Below are 14678 nucleotides of genomic sequence, written 5' to 3'. Positions count from 1 at the left end.
GATGTCCACGCTTCCCGTCCCCGAAGCGCCGTCACCCGCGGCGGCGCCCACGCTCGTCGTGCGCACGGTGCCCCTGGAGCTCACGGACGCGCTGCTCACGCTCCTGCCCGGCGGCGGCGACCCCGACGACCTCGTCTCGTGGGTGCGTCGCGGCGACGGGCTCGTCGGCTGGGGCCAGGCCCTCACCTTCGAGTCGCGCGGGGAGAGCCGTTTCCGCGACGCCGAGGCATGGTGGCGCGAGGTCGTGACCCACGCCGTCGTGCGCGACGAGGTCGAGCGACCCGGCACCGGGCTCGTCTGCTTCGGCTCGTTCCCCTTCGCCGACGACTCCGCCGAGAACGCGCGGCTCGTCGTGCCCTCGACGATCGTCGGCCGGCGCGACGGGCGCACCTGGCTGACGACCGTGTCGCTCGACCCGCAGCTGACGATCCTCGAGTCCCCCACTGCAGCAAGCGATCCCGAGCCACCTCACGGCATCGCCTTCGCCGACGGCTCGGTGTCGCCGGCCGACTACGCCCATTCCGTCGCTGAGGCCGTCGAGCGCATCGCCGCCGGCGAGGTCGACAAGGTCGTGCTCGCCCGCGACCTCGTCGCTACCGCCACCTCCCCCATCGACGCCCGCTGGCTGCTCCGACGTCTCGCCGAGCGCTACGAGAACACCTGGGTCTTCTCGGTCGCCGGCCTCGTCGGAGCCACCCCGGAGCTGCTCGTCCGCCGCGACCAGGGCCTGATCACCTCGCGCGTGCTCGCCGGCACGATCCGCCGCACCGGCGACGACGCCAAGGATCTCGGCCTCGCCGCCTCGCTGGCCCGCTCGTCGAAGGACCTCGAGGAGCACGAGTACGCCGTGCGCTCGGTCGCCGACGCCCTCGAGCCGCACTCGTCGTCGATGAACGTGCCCGAGGCGCCGTTCGTGCTGCACCTGCCCAACGTCATGCACCTCGCGACCGATGTCGCCGCGGTCAGCGCCGACGATGCGTCGTCGCTGACCCTTGCCGCCTCGCTCCACCCGTCGGCCGCCGTCGGGGGCACCCCCACCGACCGCGCCGTTGAGCTCATCGGCGAGCTGGAGCACATGGACCGCGGCCGCTACGCCGGGCCGGTCGGCTGGATGGATGCGAGCGGCGACGGTGCATGGGGCATCGCCCTGCGCAGCGGGGCCTTCGCCCCCGGCGACGCGAGCCAGATCAGGCTGTATGCCGGGTGCGGCATCGTCGCGGGGTCGGATCCCGAGGCCGAGGTCGCCGAGTCCACGGCCAAGCTCATCCCGATGCGCGACGCCCTCGCGGGCGACTGACCGAGGTGGCCATGGTCGCGCGGCGCGACGAATCCGATGGCGGCACAACGCCTTCCGGCACGACGACTGCGGAGCCGGGCCGGACGGCATACGGGCTGGGGCTGCGGCTCGTGCAGGAGCTGTGGCTCAACGGGGTGCGTGACGTCGTGCTCGCGCCCGGGTCGCGGTCGGCGCCGCTGGCCCTGGCGCTGCACGCCGCAGATGGCGACGGCGACCTGCGCCTGCACGTGCGCGCCGACGAGCGCTCGGCCGGCTTCCTCGCGCTGGGACTGGTGACCGGCTCACGCCGACCCGTCGCCGTCGTCACGACCTCGGGCACGGCGGTCGGCAACCTCATGCCCGCCGTCATGGAGGCGCACCACACCGGACGGCAGCTCGTCGTCGTCAGCGCCGACCGGCCGGACCGCCTGCGCGGCACCGGCGCCAACCAGACGACCGAGCAGGCCGGCATCTTCGGCGTCTTTGCGCCGTGCCACGACGTGACTGCGGCCACGGGCGAGGTGGAGCTGCGGGCCGCGGTGGCCGTCGCCTGCACGCGGCAGGGGCCGACCCAGCTCAACCTCCAGCTCGACGGCGGACTGCTGCCGCCCGACCCCGACCGCGACACCTGGTGGCACCGCCCGGACCCCGGCCCCGGCACCCACGCCGACGACCGCAACGATCCCGCCACGGAGGGCATCCTGCGGCTGGCGGGCGGCGAGCACCGCAAGGATCCCGCCACGGCTGAGCGGGCGCGGGGCGACGAGGTCCGGCCCCGGCTCGCTCTCGGGCCGCGCACCGTCGTGGTCGCGGGCGACGGCGCCGGACCGGCCGCGCGGCTGCTCGCCGAGGCGGCGAACTGGCCGCTGCTCGCCGAGCCGACGTCGGGGGCCCGCATCGGCCGTCAGGCGATCCGCACCGGTCGGCTGCTGCTGACCACCGACCTGCGCGGTGACATCGAGAGGGTCGTCGTCGTCGGTCACCCGACCCTCTCGCGGCCGGTCACGGCGCTGATCAGCGACCCAGGGCTCGAGGTGCTCGCCGTGCGGGGGCCCGGTGGGGTCGCCACCGATCCGGGGCGGGTGGCGACGGTGCTCGATGCCGTGCCGACGGTCGAGGGGCCCGACGACCCTGCCTGGTTCGACGCGTGGCGCGACGCCGACGACCGGCTCGGCGACCTCATCGACCGCGAGCTGTCCCACCCCTCGCCGCTCGCCGTCGCCGCGGTCGTCGGGCGGGCCGTCGTCGGGCACGCGACTCTCGTCGTGGGCTCGTCCAACCCGGTGCGCGACCTCGACGTCATGGCGTCACCGTGGCCACCGCACGAGCACCGCTTCGTCGTCGGCAACCGGGGGCTCGCCGGGATCGACGGCATGGTGTCGACGGCGGTGGGTGTCGCGCTCGGTCGCACCGGGGCATCGCGCACGATCGCCTACCTCGGGGACCTCACCTTCCTGCATGACGCCAACGGCCTGCTCATCGGTCCCGAGGAGCCGCGCCCAGACCTCACCCTCGTCGTGCTGAGTGACGACGGCGGCGCCATCTTCACCACGCTCGAGCAGGGCGACCGCCGCTATGCCAGCGCCTTCGAGCGGGTCTTCGGCACCCCGCACGGCACCGACCTCGAAGCCCTCTGCGCAGCACACCGCACGGCGTACGAGCGCGTCACCGACCTCGTCCGTCTCGGCGAGGCACTCGACGAGCAGCCCTCTGGCATCAGGGTGCTCGAGGTCCCCGTGTCACGTTCCGACCGGCGCGACGAGGCGGCGTGGCTCCTCGGTCTCGCCCATCGCGTCGTGCCACACCAGGACACCCGCCGCTGACCTCCTCCTCCCCCACCCTCGAGTGGCCCCGTCGTCACACGTAGCCAACCCCCATCCCCCGTCGAGTGGCCGCATCGTCACACGAGATCGGCACCGGCCCCCCGTGAAAGCGAGGCCGCTCGAGGGAGCGGGGGTCTCAGAGCGGGTCGGGCACCGGCCACTGCGACGGCGTGCCCGGCTCGGACTCCACGGCGACCCTGACGAGCTCGGAGTTGTCGTGCGCGAGGGTGCCATCGGGCAGGAAGCGGGTGTCCTCCAGGCCGATGCGCACGTCGTAGCCTGCGGCCTGCCCCCACCGCAGCACGGGCCAGGCCCACTCGCGCTCCCCGTGCACGAGCAGCGGCGCCGGGGTCATCCCGAGCGCGGCGAGGATGCGCTCGGCGGCCCAGGTGCCGTCGACACCGGGCGTGACTCCGGGGATGACCTCCACGAGAGTGCGTTCGACGTGCCACGGCCAGTTGGTCGACACGAAGGCGATGGTGGCATGCGGTGTCCAGATGCCTGCTTCGACGCCGATCCCGTTGTCACGCAAGGCAGTCGCGACATTGAGCGCACCGTCCTCGTGCCAGTTGACGCTGGCGCAGTCGGGCCCGCCGAGGTCGGGTCCGGGCCACTCCGCCACGTGCGCGAGCTTGGTGCGGGTCGTGTCGACGATGCCGTCACGCGTCGAGACGCTGACCCGCAGCCCGGGGGTGAGCTCTCGGATCGCCGTCACCGCATCGACGACGTGCCGGGTCACGAGGGACTCGCGGCCGTGCTCGTCGCGCGGGTGCACGTGCACCATGAAGGCTCCCGCGGCGACGCAGCCAGCTGCGGCACGGGCGAGCTCGTCGGGCGTCACCGGGATGGGTGGGTGGGCGCCCGGGGGCCGGTCGCCGTTGAGGCAGGCCTTGATCATCGTGCACTCCCGTGTGCGAGCAGGGCGTGGCACCTGCTGAGGCGGTCCAGCCACCAGCGCTGCCGGTCGGGCGGGGCGGCGAGCGCCGCGAGCGCGTCAGGGTCCGGCGTCGCACGCCCAGGAGCGAGAGAGCCCGCCGTCGGACGCAGGGGATGCCGGGCCACGTCGCGCTCGAAGAGGCCGACCGTGCCGAGTCCGCAGGCATGGTCCAGGTCGGGCAGGGCGGCAGCGAGCGCGACCCCTGCGGCGATGCCGATGCTCGTGTCGAGCGCGGACGACACGACCGCCGGCAGGCCGCAGGCGTCCACGATCTCGAGCGCTCGTGCGACGCCGCCCAGCGGAGCCACCTTGACGACGACGAGATCGGCTGCCTCGCGTCTGGCCACGAGGAGCGGGTCCTCGGCCTTGCGGATCGACTCGTCCGCCGCCACGGGCACGTCGATGCTGCCTCGCACGAGTGCCGTGCGGAGCGAGGCGAGCTCGTCGACGGTGGCGCAGGGCTGCTCTGCGTATTCGAGGTCGTAGGCCGAGAGCTTGCCGAGGGCCTCGACGGCCTGCTCGAGCGACCAGCCGCCGTTGGCATCGACCCGGATCCGGCCCGAGGAGCCCATCGCGTCGCGCACCGCCGCGACCCGGTCGAGGTCGTCAGCCAGGGACTGACCGCGCTCCGCGACCTTGACCTTGGCCGTCGTGCAGCCGTCGAAGCGTGCGAGCACGGCGGGCACCTGCTCCGGCCCCACCGCGGGGACCGTCGCGTTGACCGGCACGGCGGTCCGACGAGGAGCAGGCCACGCGGCATACGCGGCCTCGATGCCCGAGGCGAGCCAGCGCGACGCCTCGGCGTCGGCGTACTCCGCGAACGGCGCGAACTCGCCCCAGCCCGAGGGGCCCTCGAAGAGCACGGCCTCGCGCACCTCGACGCCGCGGAAGCGCACCCGCATCGGCAGGGCGACGACGTGCGCCCGCTCGATCAGCTCGGCTGCCGCGGGGAGCGTCGTCATGCCCCCATCATGGCCGACCCGACCAACTCCCGATCGAAAGAGCGATCCGCCCCACTTCCGACCACCTGAGTGGAGCACGGGAGGGGACGAATCGCTCTTTCGATCGGGGCTCAGCGCGGCGCCGGGAAGGCGACGTGCCGGTCGCTGGTCGGGTCGGGCTGCGGATCGGGCCCGGGCGCGTGGCGGAGCGACCGTCCGGCGCAGCCGCCGCGCCCCTCGCGATTGAGATGAGGCAGCGCCCAGACGAGGCCGATGAGCCACCAGAACCCGTGCCCGGAGGCAGCGAGCGCGACGGCGATGAGCACGGCGCCAGCCATGACGAGGTTGCGGGGTGAGGTCACGTCGATCTCCTTCGTCGGTGGGACCGGTCGGCCCCTTCCCCATCGACGGTAGGCGCGCCGGGGCAGCTGGACCCGGTCCCTCTGTCAGCACCTCCCCCTGACGGATGTCATGCAGAACGCACGCCGTGCTGTGCGTCTGGCAGCACGGGGGCGCTCAGGGCCCGAGCCGCACATCGCGGGGGTTGTCGACGGCGACGGCGATGCGGTCGCGGAAGCGCTGGGTCATCTCCGGCAGCGCATCGAGGGCGAACCAGCCCGCCTCGGTGGCCTCGTCGTCTCCCGGCACCGGGTCGCCCGAGACCCAGCGGCAGCGGAAGGTGTGGTCGAGGTACTGCGCCACGTCACCGTTCGTGTGGGTCACGACCCCGCCGGCCGACACCCACACGAGCCGCTCGACCTCGGCGACGACGCTCGCCTCCTCCTCGACCTCGCGCACTGCCGTGACGTGCGGGTGCTCCCCCGGGTCGACGATGCCGGTCACCGGTGTCCAGGCACCGTTGTCGGAGCGCCGCACGAGCAGCACCTCCGGCGGTGACCCCGGCTCCCCCTCACCGTCACGCAGCACCACCGCCGTGATGCCGGGCATCCACAGCAGCTCCTGGCCGATCATCGTGCGCAGGTGACTGACGTAGGGAGGGATCGGCATACGGGCGAGGCTAACCCCGTCGGTAGGGTCGGTCCGTGAGCAGCGAGCGCAGCGTGTCCGACATCTTCGACCCGAGTGAGTGGGAGGCCGTCGAGGGCTTCGAGCTCACCGACATCACCTACCACCGCCGCCGCCCCGTCGCGGGCCGCCCGCATGCCGAGTCGGGCGTCGTGCGCATCGCCTTCGACCGGCCCGAGGTGCTCAACGCCTTCCGCCCGCACACAGTCGACGAGCTCTACCGCGCACTCGACCACGCCCGGATGACGCCCGACGTCGGGGTCGTGCTCATCACCGGCAACGGCCCGAGCCCCAAGGACGGCAAGTGGTCCTTCTGCTCCGGCGGCGACCAGCGCATCCGGGGCCGCTCCGGCTACCAGTACGCCGAGGGCGACACGGCGGACACCGTCGACACGGCGCGCACCAAGGCCCAAGGGGGCCGCCTGCACATCCTCGAGGTGCAGCGCCTCATCCGCACGATGCCCAAGGTCGTCATCGCCGTCGTGCCGGGGTGGGCGGCCGGTGGCGGGCACTCGCTCCACGTCGTCTGCGACCTGACGATCGCGAGCCGCGAGCATGCCCGCTTCAAGCAGACCGACGCCGACGTGGGCAGCTTCGACGCCGGCTACGGCAGCGCCTACCTCGCCAAGATGGTGGGGCAGAAGTTCGCCCGCGAGATCTTCTTCCTGGGCCGCACCTACTCCGCCGAGGACATGCAGCGGATGGGCGCCGTCAACATCGTCGCCGACCACGCCGATCTCGAGCGCGAGGCCCTGCAGGTCGCCACCGAGATCATGGGCAAGAGCCCCCAGGCGCAGCGGATGCTGAAGTTCGCCTTCAACCTCACCGACGACGGCCTCATGGGCCAGCAGGTCTTCGCCGGCGAGGCCACCCGCCTCGCCTACATGACCGACGAGGCCGTCGAGGGCCGCGACCAGTTCCTCGAGAAGCGCGACCCCGACTGGTCACCCTTCCCCTGGTACTTCTGAGGAGGCCCGCCGTATGCCGTCAACTCCCGTTCCGGAGCTCGACCTCGCACGTGCGCGTCGCTGGTGCGCCGCCGCCGTGCCCGCCCACGCTCTGCACCAGGTGAGGGTCGAGCTCCACGTGCGCGGACGCAACGTCACCCTCTGCGAGACCCGCGTCCCCTTCGACGGTGTCGGGGACTGGACCCACTTCGCGATGGCGCAGCTTCGCTACCGGGTGGGCACGAGGGACTGGGCGCTCTACTGGCGCGACCGCAACGAACGGTGGCACGAGTACGCCCAGGGCAACCGCCAGTTCGGGACGATGGAGCAGCTGCTCGCCGAGGTCGACGACGACCCCACCTGCATCTTCAAGGGCTGAGGCCCGTCAGAGCGACCCGATGAGGGCCACCGTGGCGTCGACGATCTGCCGTTGGGCCTCCTCGCTGCTCACCCCGGGGGTGCCGTCGCCGGGCTGCTCGCCGTAGTCGCCGAAGAAGGCGTGCACCCCTCCCTCGACGACGGTGTATGCCGTGTCGCCGGGCAGGTCGACCCGGCTCGCCTCGATGTCGGCCGGGGTCGCGAGCCCGTCGGCCGAGCCCGAGACCGAGGCGACGCGCAGCCCGCTCTGCGCGAGCGACCCGAGCGGGTAGGACGCCCAGAGCACGAGGCCGCGCACCGTGTCGGTGTGCGACCCGGCATACGACGACGCGGCCACGCCACCGAGGCTGTGGCCGCCGACGGCCCACGTCGTGACCTCTGGGTGGGCCTCGAGGGTCGCTGACGGCGCGTTGATCGCGAGGAAGCCGATGTCGAAGGGCTGCTTGACGATGACCACGAGCACGCCGCTGCGGCTCACCTCGGTCAGGATCGGCACGTAGGCACGTGGATCGACCCGCGCGCCCGGCTGGAAGACGAACCCTCTTGTCGCAGAGACACTCTGAGGAGTGAGTGTGATCGTCGTCGGCGCGTCGGTGACGCGCACGTCCGAGGTGCCGGCCATCGCGGCGACGGCCCCGGGGCTGGCCGCGAAGGGCACGAGCCAGACGAGCGACCCCACCACTGCCACCGTCGCGACGGCCGCGAGGCCGCGGCCGACGAGGCGCGGCCAGCTGCGTCGTGACGCGGCCCTCGCTCGGCCAGGACGCCGCCACAGCACGACGGCCCGCACGAGCACCACCAGCCCGACGACCCCCGTGGCGGCGAGGGCGAGCAGGTGGGCTGGGTGGCCGGCCCGCAGCACGTCCCAGCTGAGCACGCCCAGCCACACAGCCGCCCCGAGGAGCACGACACCCAGCACCGCCGACCAGGTCGCGGCGACCCTGTCGGGCCGCGCAACGCTCGAGGGCGAGGCGGAGGCGTCGGGGTGCTCGAAGGGTGTCGGCGCGGCGATCACGTCGCGAGCCTAGGTCGCTCCGTCGCCGCAGCCGGCGAACCGGGTGTCCGACGCACCACGACCGCCGGGACAGGGCAGGATGATCAGGTGGATCCGCGCGACGACGTCACCGGTGGGCAGGAGCGACCCGCCCCTGCCGGAGACGGTCCGCGCGACGTGCCCGAGGGTGGCCGCCCCGCCGACTTCCAGCGCCCCCCGCGGGCCGCTGCCGCCGACGCGACCCGTGCCGTGGGGCGCGGCATCGGGCGGGTCGCCACGGGTGCCGCGCGGGTGACCGCCCGCTCCGGCCGGTATGCCGCCCGGCGGGCTCACCACTTCACCCACTCGGGCGGGGCCGGCGAGAGCGGCCTGGCGCGGGTGACCGAGCTGCAGGCGAGCCACACCGCGGGCGACACGGTGATGATGCTCGCGCTCGCCGGCACCCTCTTCCTCAACCCGCAGACGGCCGAGGCCCGCAGCGAGGTGGCGGCCTTCCTGCTGCTGACGATGGTGCCCTTCGTGCTCGTGGCCCCCTTCATCGGGCCGCTCCTCGACCGCTTCAGCCACGGCCGCCGCTGGGCCATCGGCACGACCACGGCCGTGCGGGCCTTCCTCTGCTGGGTGCTCGCCGAGGCGATCGGCGGCGACAGCGGGTGGCTCTTCCCCGCGGCCCTGGGCTGCCTGGTCGCCTCCAAGGCCTACAACATCACCCGGGCCGCGGCCGTCCCCCGCCTCCTGCCTGCCGGCACGACGCTCGTCGCGGCCAACTCCCGGGTGTCGATGGCCGGCGTCGTCGGCGCAGTGCTCGGCGGCATCATCGGCGGGTTGACCCTGCTGGCCGGGCCCGAGTGGACGCTCCGGGCGGCCTTCGTCGTCTTCGTCTTCGGCACGGTGCAGGCGATCCGCCTGCCGGCAGCGGTCGACTCCTCCGCCGGGGAGCTCAACCCCGAGGACACCGTGCCGATCCGCACCCGGCCGCCGCTCGACGGGCGCGGGGGCGCGGTGCCGGACACACGGCATACCCCCTCGGTGGGGCGCGGCGACGACGAGGCGCTGACCGTCGACTCCCTCGGCCCCATCGGGCGCTTCCGGCGTCGCAAGGCGGCGATCCCCTGGCCCGTCCTGCACTCGATGTGGTCGACGGGCGGCACGCGCGTGCTGACCGGCTTCCTCATCATGTATCTCGCGTTCCTCGCCAAGGAGCAGCCCATCGACGGCCTCAGCGGGCCGCTCGTGCTCGGGCTCGTCGCCGTCGCGATCGGCATCGGCAACGCCCTCGGCAGCGTGCTCGGCGGGGTCGTGCAGGTACACCGCCCCGAGCGCACGGCGATGCTCTCGGTGATCGGCGCCACGCTCGCCTGCATCGCGACGGGCATCTGGTACGGCATCTGGACGCTCGTGCTCCTCGGCTTCGCCCAGGGCCTGTCGGCGCAGCTGGCCAAGCTGTGCTTCGACGCGCTCGTGCAGCGCGACGTGCCCGAGCGGGTGCGCACGTCGGTCTTCGCGTGGTCCGAGACGATGCTCCAGATGCTCTGGGTCGTCGGCGGCACGCTCGGCATCGTGCTGCCGCTCGAGCCGCGCATCGGCTTCTCGGTCTGCGCCGTCGCGCTCGTCTGGACGATCGTCATGGCGGCTCTGCAACGGCGCCGCGCGGAGCCCGACGTGGAGCGGGCGGCGACCCGGTCACGCCTCCGACCGCCGCGCCGCGCCTGAACCCTCCCGAGACGGGCGCAGCCACACACGGCACAATGCCGTCATGACCAGAGCGGCTCTGCAGCCCCTCGCCGTCCCGGCGGGTGACGGCGTGATGACGCTGCTGCCCCGCCTCGAGACAGCCCTCGACGGGCGGGCGCCCGTTCTGCCGTATGCCGCCGGCTCACCGGTGCCGCTCACCGGCCGTCACGACCCTGCCGACCTCCCCGAGGGTCTCGCGCTCGCCGTGGGCACGTCGGGGTCGACCGGCCGGCCCAAGCGGGCGCTGCTCACGGCCGACTCGCTCTCGCGCTCGGCGTGGGCCACCCACCAGGTGCTCGGCGGCAGCGGCGTCTGGCTGCTGGCCCTGCCGGCCCACCACATCGCGGGGCTCCAGGTGCTGCTGCGATCGATCGCCGCCGGCACCGTGCCTGCGGTCGTCGACCTGCGCGACGGCTTCACGGCCGCCCGGTTCGTCGAGGCCACCGGCCGCCTGCGCCCGTCGGGTTCGGCGAGGCGCCGCTACACGGCCCTCGTGCCCACCCAGCTCGGCCGCCTCCTCGACGACGATGCGGGCCTCGAGGCGCTGCGGACCTTCGACGGGGTGCTCGTCGGCGGCGCCGCCACCCCCGCCGCGATGGTCGAGCGGGCCCGGCGGCAGGGCGTCACCCTGAGCCTCACCTACGGCATGAGCGAGACCGCCGGGGGGTGCGTCTACGACGGGTCGCCGCTGCCCGTCAGCCGGGTGCACATCGACAACGACCGCCACGTCGTGCTCGGCGGCGACACCGTCGCCCACGGCTACCTCGGCGAGCCGGGCCTCAGCGCCGACGCGTTCACCGTCGACCCCGACGGCGTGCGGTGGTTTCGCACCGACGACCTCGGTCACTTCGACGACGACGGGCTGCTCGTCATCGACGGCCGGGCCGACGACGTCATCAACAGCGGGGGCCTCAAGATCAACCCCGGAGTCGTGGAGGACGCGATGTCGCGCTACCTCGACGAGGTGCTCGACGTCGTCGTGCTCGGCCTGCCCGACCCGGAATGGGGCGAGAGCGTCTGCGCCGCCGTCACCCTGCTCGACCCGACCGGGCACCTCACGACCCGCGAGGTACGCGAACGGCTGCGGGGCATCCTCCCCGAAGGGGCCCTGCCGCGCCGCGTGCTCGTGCTCCCGGCCATCCCCCAGCGCGGCCCCGGCAAGCCCGACCGACCCGCCATCCGGCATGCGATGCAGGAGCGGGCCTGAGCGATGGCAAGATGGGGGCACCACCCCCGGTGTCGCCAGGCGTCACTGACGAGTCGCCCTGAGTCGTCGATCACCTGAGTCGCCGGGTCGCCAGGTGGCTGGGTTTCGCAAGAGGAGTTGCCGTGCTGCGCGTCGTGCTCATCGCCATCGTGGTGTTCGCGACGATCTATGCGCTCGTCGACTGCGTGCAGACCGACCGGACCCGGGTGCGCATCATGCCCAAGCCCGTGTGGCTGCTCGCGATCCTCGTCCCGGTCGCCGGACCGGTCGCCTGGTTCCTCATCAAGCGCTCGTCCACCCAGGGCGGGCCCGCCCGTGGCTCGGGTGGTCGCCCCTCCGGCCCGCGTGGCCCCGACGACGACCCCGACTTCCTGCGCCGCCTCTGACGTCGGCGACCCGCCCGCACCCGTCCGCAGCGAAGGAACCCCCAGCACCCATGGCCACCCTGTCCCAGTGGATCGAGGGCGCCCGTCCCCGCACACTGCCCGCGGCCGTGTCGCCCATCCTCATCGGCACCGGCGCCGCCTACCAGGCCGGGCAGGTCGTCTGGGCCTACGCGATCCTCGCGCTGGCCGTCGCCCTGCTGCTGCAGGTCGGTGTCAACTACGCCAACGACTACTCCGACGGCATCCGGGGCACCGACGAGGTGCGCGTGGGCCCGGTGCGGCTCGTCGGGCAGCGCCTCGCAGCTCCGAGCTCGGTCAAGATCGCGGCGTTCACGGCCTTCTTCTTCGCCGGCCTCATCGGACTCGCCCTCGTGGGGCTCTCCGGCCTGTGGGTGATGATCCCGATCGGCGTCGCCGCCATCCTCGCGGCCTGGTTCTACACCGGCGGGGACCGTCCCTACGGCTACCTGGGGCTCGGCGAGGTCTTCGTCTTCGTCTTCTTCGGCCTCGTCGCCACCCTCGGCACGATGGCGACGATGACCTCGCTCACCGCCGCGGCATGGTGGGGCGCCATCGGTGTCGGAGCCCTCGCCTCGGCGATCCTCGTCGCCAACAACCTGCGCGACATACCGACCGACCGTGACCACGGCAAGCGCACCCTGGCCGTGCGCATGGGCGAGCGCGGCACCCGCGTCTTCTACGTCGCCCTGGTGGCCGTCGCCTTCGTGATGACCGGGCTCGCCTCGTTCACCTCGCCCTGGGCGCTGCTCGCCCTGCTCGCCGCCCCGTTCGCGGTGCGGCCGATGCAGGCGGTCGTCGGCGGAGCGACGGGACCCGGCCTCATCCCCGCTCTCGCCGGCACGGGCCGCTTCCAGCTGGTCTGGTCGGCGCTGCTCGCGCTCGGCCTCGCCCTCGGCAGGGCCTGAGGGCCCGCTGGCCCACTGGCCCCTCTGGTCACTCGGCCTCGCCCTCCCCTAGGCCCCCGCCCCTCTGGCCCCCTTGGGTCCCCGGCCCCTCCCCCTTCGGATCGAGGTCATGCCGGGGGGGCACGTGGGGCCCGGGATCACCTCGAACGGGAGGTGTCCTGGGCGGCGTTGGCGGCGTCCGTGTTCTCAGCGTCCCCGGTCCGGGTGTCACGGCCCCGATCGCGCTCGAGGCCGTCCTCGCCGCCGCCGTCATCCTCGCCGCCCTCATCGACGTCGTCATCGTCCTCGTCGTCGTCATCCTCGTCGTCGGCCGCCTGCAGCGAGGCCAGCTCGGGCACCAGCTCGTGACGTTGCCGGAAGGTGTTGAGGATCGAGAGGAGCACGGCCGCCACCGGGATGCCGATGATGGCCCCGATCGCACCGAAGAGGGCGGCACCCGCGATGACCGAGCCCAGCGCGACGGCGGGGTGGACGTCCATCGTGCGACGACTGATCTTCGGGGTGAAGACGTAGTTCTCGAGCTGCTGGTAGACGGTGGCGAAGAGCGCGATCCACACCGCGTTGATCGGCTTGTCGATCAACGCGAAGAGGGCGGGCAGGACGACACCGATGTAGGTGCCGATCGTCGGGATGAACTGCCCCACGATGCCGGCGAAGACACCGAGCGGCAGCCAGAACGGCACGTCGATGAACCAGAAGAACGCCGCATGGAAGATGGCGGAGAGCGTGGCGAGCACGACCTTGGAGATGACGTAGCCGCCGGTCTTCTCGACGGAGATCGTCCACACCGTGATGAAGACGTGCTGGTAGCGCTGCGGCAGCCAGGAGCCGATCGTCTGGCGCAGCCGCGGGCTGTCGGCCGAGAAGTAGTAGGCGAAGACGAGGATCGTCAGCGCGTCGAAGACGAAGGTCAGCACCGAGCCGAAGACGCCGAGGAGACCGCCGCCGTACTTGCCGGCGAGCTCACCGATCCTGTCGGGGGTCAGCTCGAGGGCGCGCTGGATCTGGGCGATGTCGAACGAGGTGTTGAACGTGCTGTTGACCCAGTCGAGGGCCGAGGTGACGGCGCTCGGGAACTGCTGGCCGAGCTGCGAGAGCTGGGAGAGGAAGACCTGACCGAAGAGCTCGGCCAGGACGGCCGTGATGAGCAGCATCGTGACCATCGTGATGCCGGTGGCGAGGCCGCGCCGCATCCCCCGCCGCGAGAGCCAGAGCACCGCCGGCTCCATGGCAATCGAGAGCAGCCAGGCCAGCAGCAGCAGGAGCAGGAACGACGACGTGGCGGTGAAGGCCCACACCGCGATCCAGAGCGCGACGATCGACGCGAGCACCGTGAAGACGATCCGACGCACGTTGGCCGAGGGGACGGCGATCCACTGCGGATGGTGCTCGGAGTTGGCCCCCATCCGGCGGGCGGCCTCGCGGCGAGCGATCGTGCCGTGCTCGGCCCCGCCGAGGTGGTGTCCGCCCGCGTCGTGACCGCCGCCCGGCCCCCTGTCGAGCGGTCCGTCGTGCCGTCCGTCGGGCAGGGTCTCGCGCGCCGAGACGGCCCGCGGCGCGCGGCCGGAACGGGGAACCTCGGGCGAGGGCGGTGTCACAGCATCGAGCCTACGGCCACGACTGCGCCGCTGGCCCACCGACGCCGACCACATGGCGCCCACGCGCCTCGAATGCACCACGGCTCAGGCATACCCGTCAGGGCCCCGACCGGGACGGGCAGGGTCAGCGCTCGGTGCGGCGCCGGTCCTCGCCCGACGAGTCGCTGCTGAGGCCGGCATCCGCACTGGTCGAGCCGGGCGCGCCGGGCGCGCCGACCGTCCCGGCCGTGCCGGTCACAGGCGGCAGCGACGCGGAGGTCTCGGCATCCTCGTCAGCCTCGTCACCCCGCAGCTGCGCCTTGGCCGCGAGGCGCGCCTCGTGACGCTCGACGAGCTTGGCCGTCATCTCGTCGCGGATGCCGCGCAGCAGCACGTAGGACAGGGCAGCCGAGGCGATGGCCGAGGCTGCAAGCAGCAGCACCGGGTTGTCGCGCAGGCCGATGATCCAGAAGAGGAAGACGAAGCCGAAGAAGATCAGCAGGCGCAGGACGGTGTAACGCGCCAC

15 protein-coding genes are annotated in these 14678 nt (G+C 73.0%); 8 read left to right on the top strand and 7 right to left on the bottom strand.

Going from position 1 to position 14678, the window contains the following annotated elements:
- The first annotated feature begins 1 nt into the window (after position 1).
- A complete protein-coding gene (locus tag LG278_RS05255) occupies positions 2 to 1297 on the top strand; it encodes an isochorismate synthase MenF (RefSeq protein ID WP_404391643.1) in 1296 nt (431 codons plus the stop codon).
- 11 nt (positions 1298 to 1308) lie between these two features.
- On the top strand, positions 1309 to 3099 hold the full coding sequence (gene menD, locus LG278_RS05250) for a 2-succinyl-5-enolpyruvyl-6-hydroxy-3-cyclohexene-1-carboxylic-acid synthase (RefSeq protein ID WP_404391641.1): 1791 nt from the start codon (positions 1309 to 1311) through the stop codon (positions 3097 to 3099).
- 136 nt (positions 3100 to 3235) lie between these two features.
- On the opposite strand, the gene LG278_RS05245 is transcribed toward menD, so the two are convergent.
- The 4 genes from LG278_RS05245 to LG278_RS05230 form a co-directional block, all read right to left on the bottom strand.
- Positions 3236 to 3997, bottom strand: a complete 762-nt coding sequence (locus tag LG278_RS05245) for a 3-keto-5-aminohexanoate cleavage protein (RefSeq protein ID WP_404391639.1) — start codon at positions 3995 to 3997, stop codon at positions 3236 to 3238.
- Complete coding sequence (locus LG278_RS05240; RefSeq protein ID WP_404391637.1) at positions 3994 to 4998, bottom strand: o-succinylbenzoate synthase; 1005 nt, start codon at positions 4996 to 4998, stop codon at positions 3994 to 3996. The genes LG278_RS05245 and LG278_RS05240 overlap by 4 nt, the downstream gene beginning before the upstream one ends.
- 110 nt (positions 4999 to 5108) lie before the next feature.
- Complete coding sequence (locus LG278_RS05235) at positions 5109 to 5339, bottom strand: hypothetical protein (RefSeq protein WP_404391635.1); 231 nt, start codon at positions 5337 to 5339, stop codon at positions 5109 to 5111.
- Between the two features lie 154 nt (positions 5340 to 5493).
- Entirely contained in the window at positions 5494 to 5985 is a 492-nt protein-coding gene (locus LG278_RS05230) for an NUDIX hydrolase (protein ID WP_404391633.1), read from the bottom strand.
- A gap of 35 nt (positions 5986 to 6020) precedes the next feature.
- Between LG278_RS05230 and LG278_RS05225 the strand changes: the two genes are divergently transcribed.
- Together LG278_RS05225 and LG278_RS05220 are read left to right on the top strand one after the other, a co-directional pair.
- On the top strand, positions 6021 to 6971 hold the full coding sequence (locus LG278_RS05225; RefSeq protein ID WP_404391631.1) for a 1,4-dihydroxy-2-naphthoyl-CoA synthase: 951 nt from the start codon (positions 6021 to 6023) through the stop codon (positions 6969 to 6971).
- A 13-nt stretch (positions 6972 to 6984) separates the two neighbouring features.
- A complete protein-coding gene (locus tag LG278_RS05220; protein ID WP_404391629.1) occupies positions 6985 to 7329 on the top strand; it encodes a DUF3024 domain-containing protein in 345 nt (114 codons plus the stop codon).
- Positions 7330 to 7335: 6 nt separating this feature from the next.
- Here the strand turns inward: LG278_RS05220 and LG278_RS05215 are convergent, their stop codons facing one another.
- Positions 7336 to 8343: an alpha/beta hydrolase gene (locus tag LG278_RS05215; protein ID WP_404391627.1), complete on the bottom strand. Its 1008-nt coding sequence runs from the start codon at positions 8341 to 8343 to the stop codon at positions 7336 to 7338.
- An 87-nt stretch (positions 8344 to 8430) separates the two neighbouring features.
- Here LG278_RS05215 and LG278_RS05210 point away from each other — a divergent pair, with 87 nt between their 5' ends.
- From LG278_RS05210 to LG278_RS05195, 4 genes are all read left to right on the top strand, one after another.
- A complete protein-coding gene (locus LG278_RS05210) occupies positions 8431 to 10035 on the top strand; it encodes an MFS transporter (RefSeq protein WP_404391625.1) in 1605 nt (534 codons plus the stop codon).
- Between the two features lie 43 nt (positions 10036 to 10078).
- Entirely contained in the window at positions 10079 to 11263 is a 1185-nt protein-coding gene (menE, locus tag LG278_RS05205; protein WP_404391623.1) for an o-succinylbenzoate--CoA ligase, read from the top strand.
- A gap of 122 nt (positions 11264 to 11385) precedes the next feature.
- On the top strand, positions 11386 to 11649 hold the full coding sequence (locus LG278_RS05200) for a PLD nuclease N-terminal domain-containing protein (RefSeq protein WP_404391621.1): 264 nt from the start codon (positions 11386 to 11388) through the stop codon (positions 11647 to 11649).
- Between the two features lie 50 nt (positions 11650 to 11699).
- A complete protein-coding gene (locus LG278_RS05195) occupies positions 11700 to 12575 on the top strand; it encodes a 1,4-dihydroxy-2-naphthoate polyprenyltransferase (RefSeq protein WP_404391619.1) in 876 nt (291 codons plus the stop codon).
- Positions 12576 to 12712: 137 nt separating this feature from the next.
- On the opposite strand, the gene LG278_RS05190 is transcribed toward LG278_RS05195, so the two are convergent.
- Complete coding sequence (locus LG278_RS05190; protein ID WP_404391617.1) at positions 12713 to 14173, bottom strand: AI-2E family transporter; 1461 nt, start codon at positions 14171 to 14173, stop codon at positions 12713 to 12715.
- Positions 14174 to 14297: 124 nt separating this feature from the next.
- Entirely contained in the window at positions 14298 to 14678 is a 381-nt protein-coding gene (locus tag LG278_RS05185) for a DUF4229 domain-containing protein (RefSeq protein ID WP_404391615.1), read from the bottom strand.

This window comes from Humibacillus xanthopallidus (assembly GCF_044793955.1).
In the GTDB taxonomy this organism is placed as follows: domain Bacteria; phylum Actinomycetota; class Actinomycetes; order Actinomycetales; family Dermatophilaceae; genus Humibacillus; species Humibacillus xanthopallidus_C.
This window is presented reverse-complemented; position numbering and strand designations above follow the sequence as displayed.

Coding starts and splice junctions, on each gene's coding strand:
- LG278_RS05255 (WP_404391643.1), top strand. CDS start 2: ATGTCCACGCTTCCCGTCCCCGAAGCGCCGTCACCCGCGGCGGCGCCC.
- menD (WP_404391641.1), top strand. CDS start 1,309: ATGGTCGCGCGGCGCGACGAATCCGATGGCGGCACAACGCCTTCCGGC.
- LG278_RS05245 (WP_404391639.1), bottom strand. CDS start 3,997: ATGATCAAGGCCTGCCTCAACGGCGACCGGCCCCCGGGCGCCCACCCA.
- LG278_RS05240 (WP_404391637.1), bottom strand. CDS start 4,998: ATGACGACGCTCCCCGCGGCAGCCGAGCTGATCGAGCGGGCGCACGTC.
- LG278_RS05230 (WP_404391633.1), bottom strand. CDS start 5,985: ATGCCGATCCCTCCCTACGTCAGTCACCTGCGCACGATGATCGGCCAG.
- LG278_RS05220 (WP_404391629.1), top strand. CDS start 6,985: ATGCCGTCAACTCCCGTTCCGGAGCTCGACCTCGCACGTGCGCGTCGC.
- menE (WP_404391623.1), top strand. CDS start 10,079: ATGACCAGAGCGGCTCTGCAGCCCCTCGCCGTCCCGGCGGGTGACGGC.
- LG278_RS05195 (WP_404391619.1), top strand. CDS start 11,700: ATGGCCACCCTGTCCCAGTGGATCGAGGGCGCCCGTCCCCGCACACTG.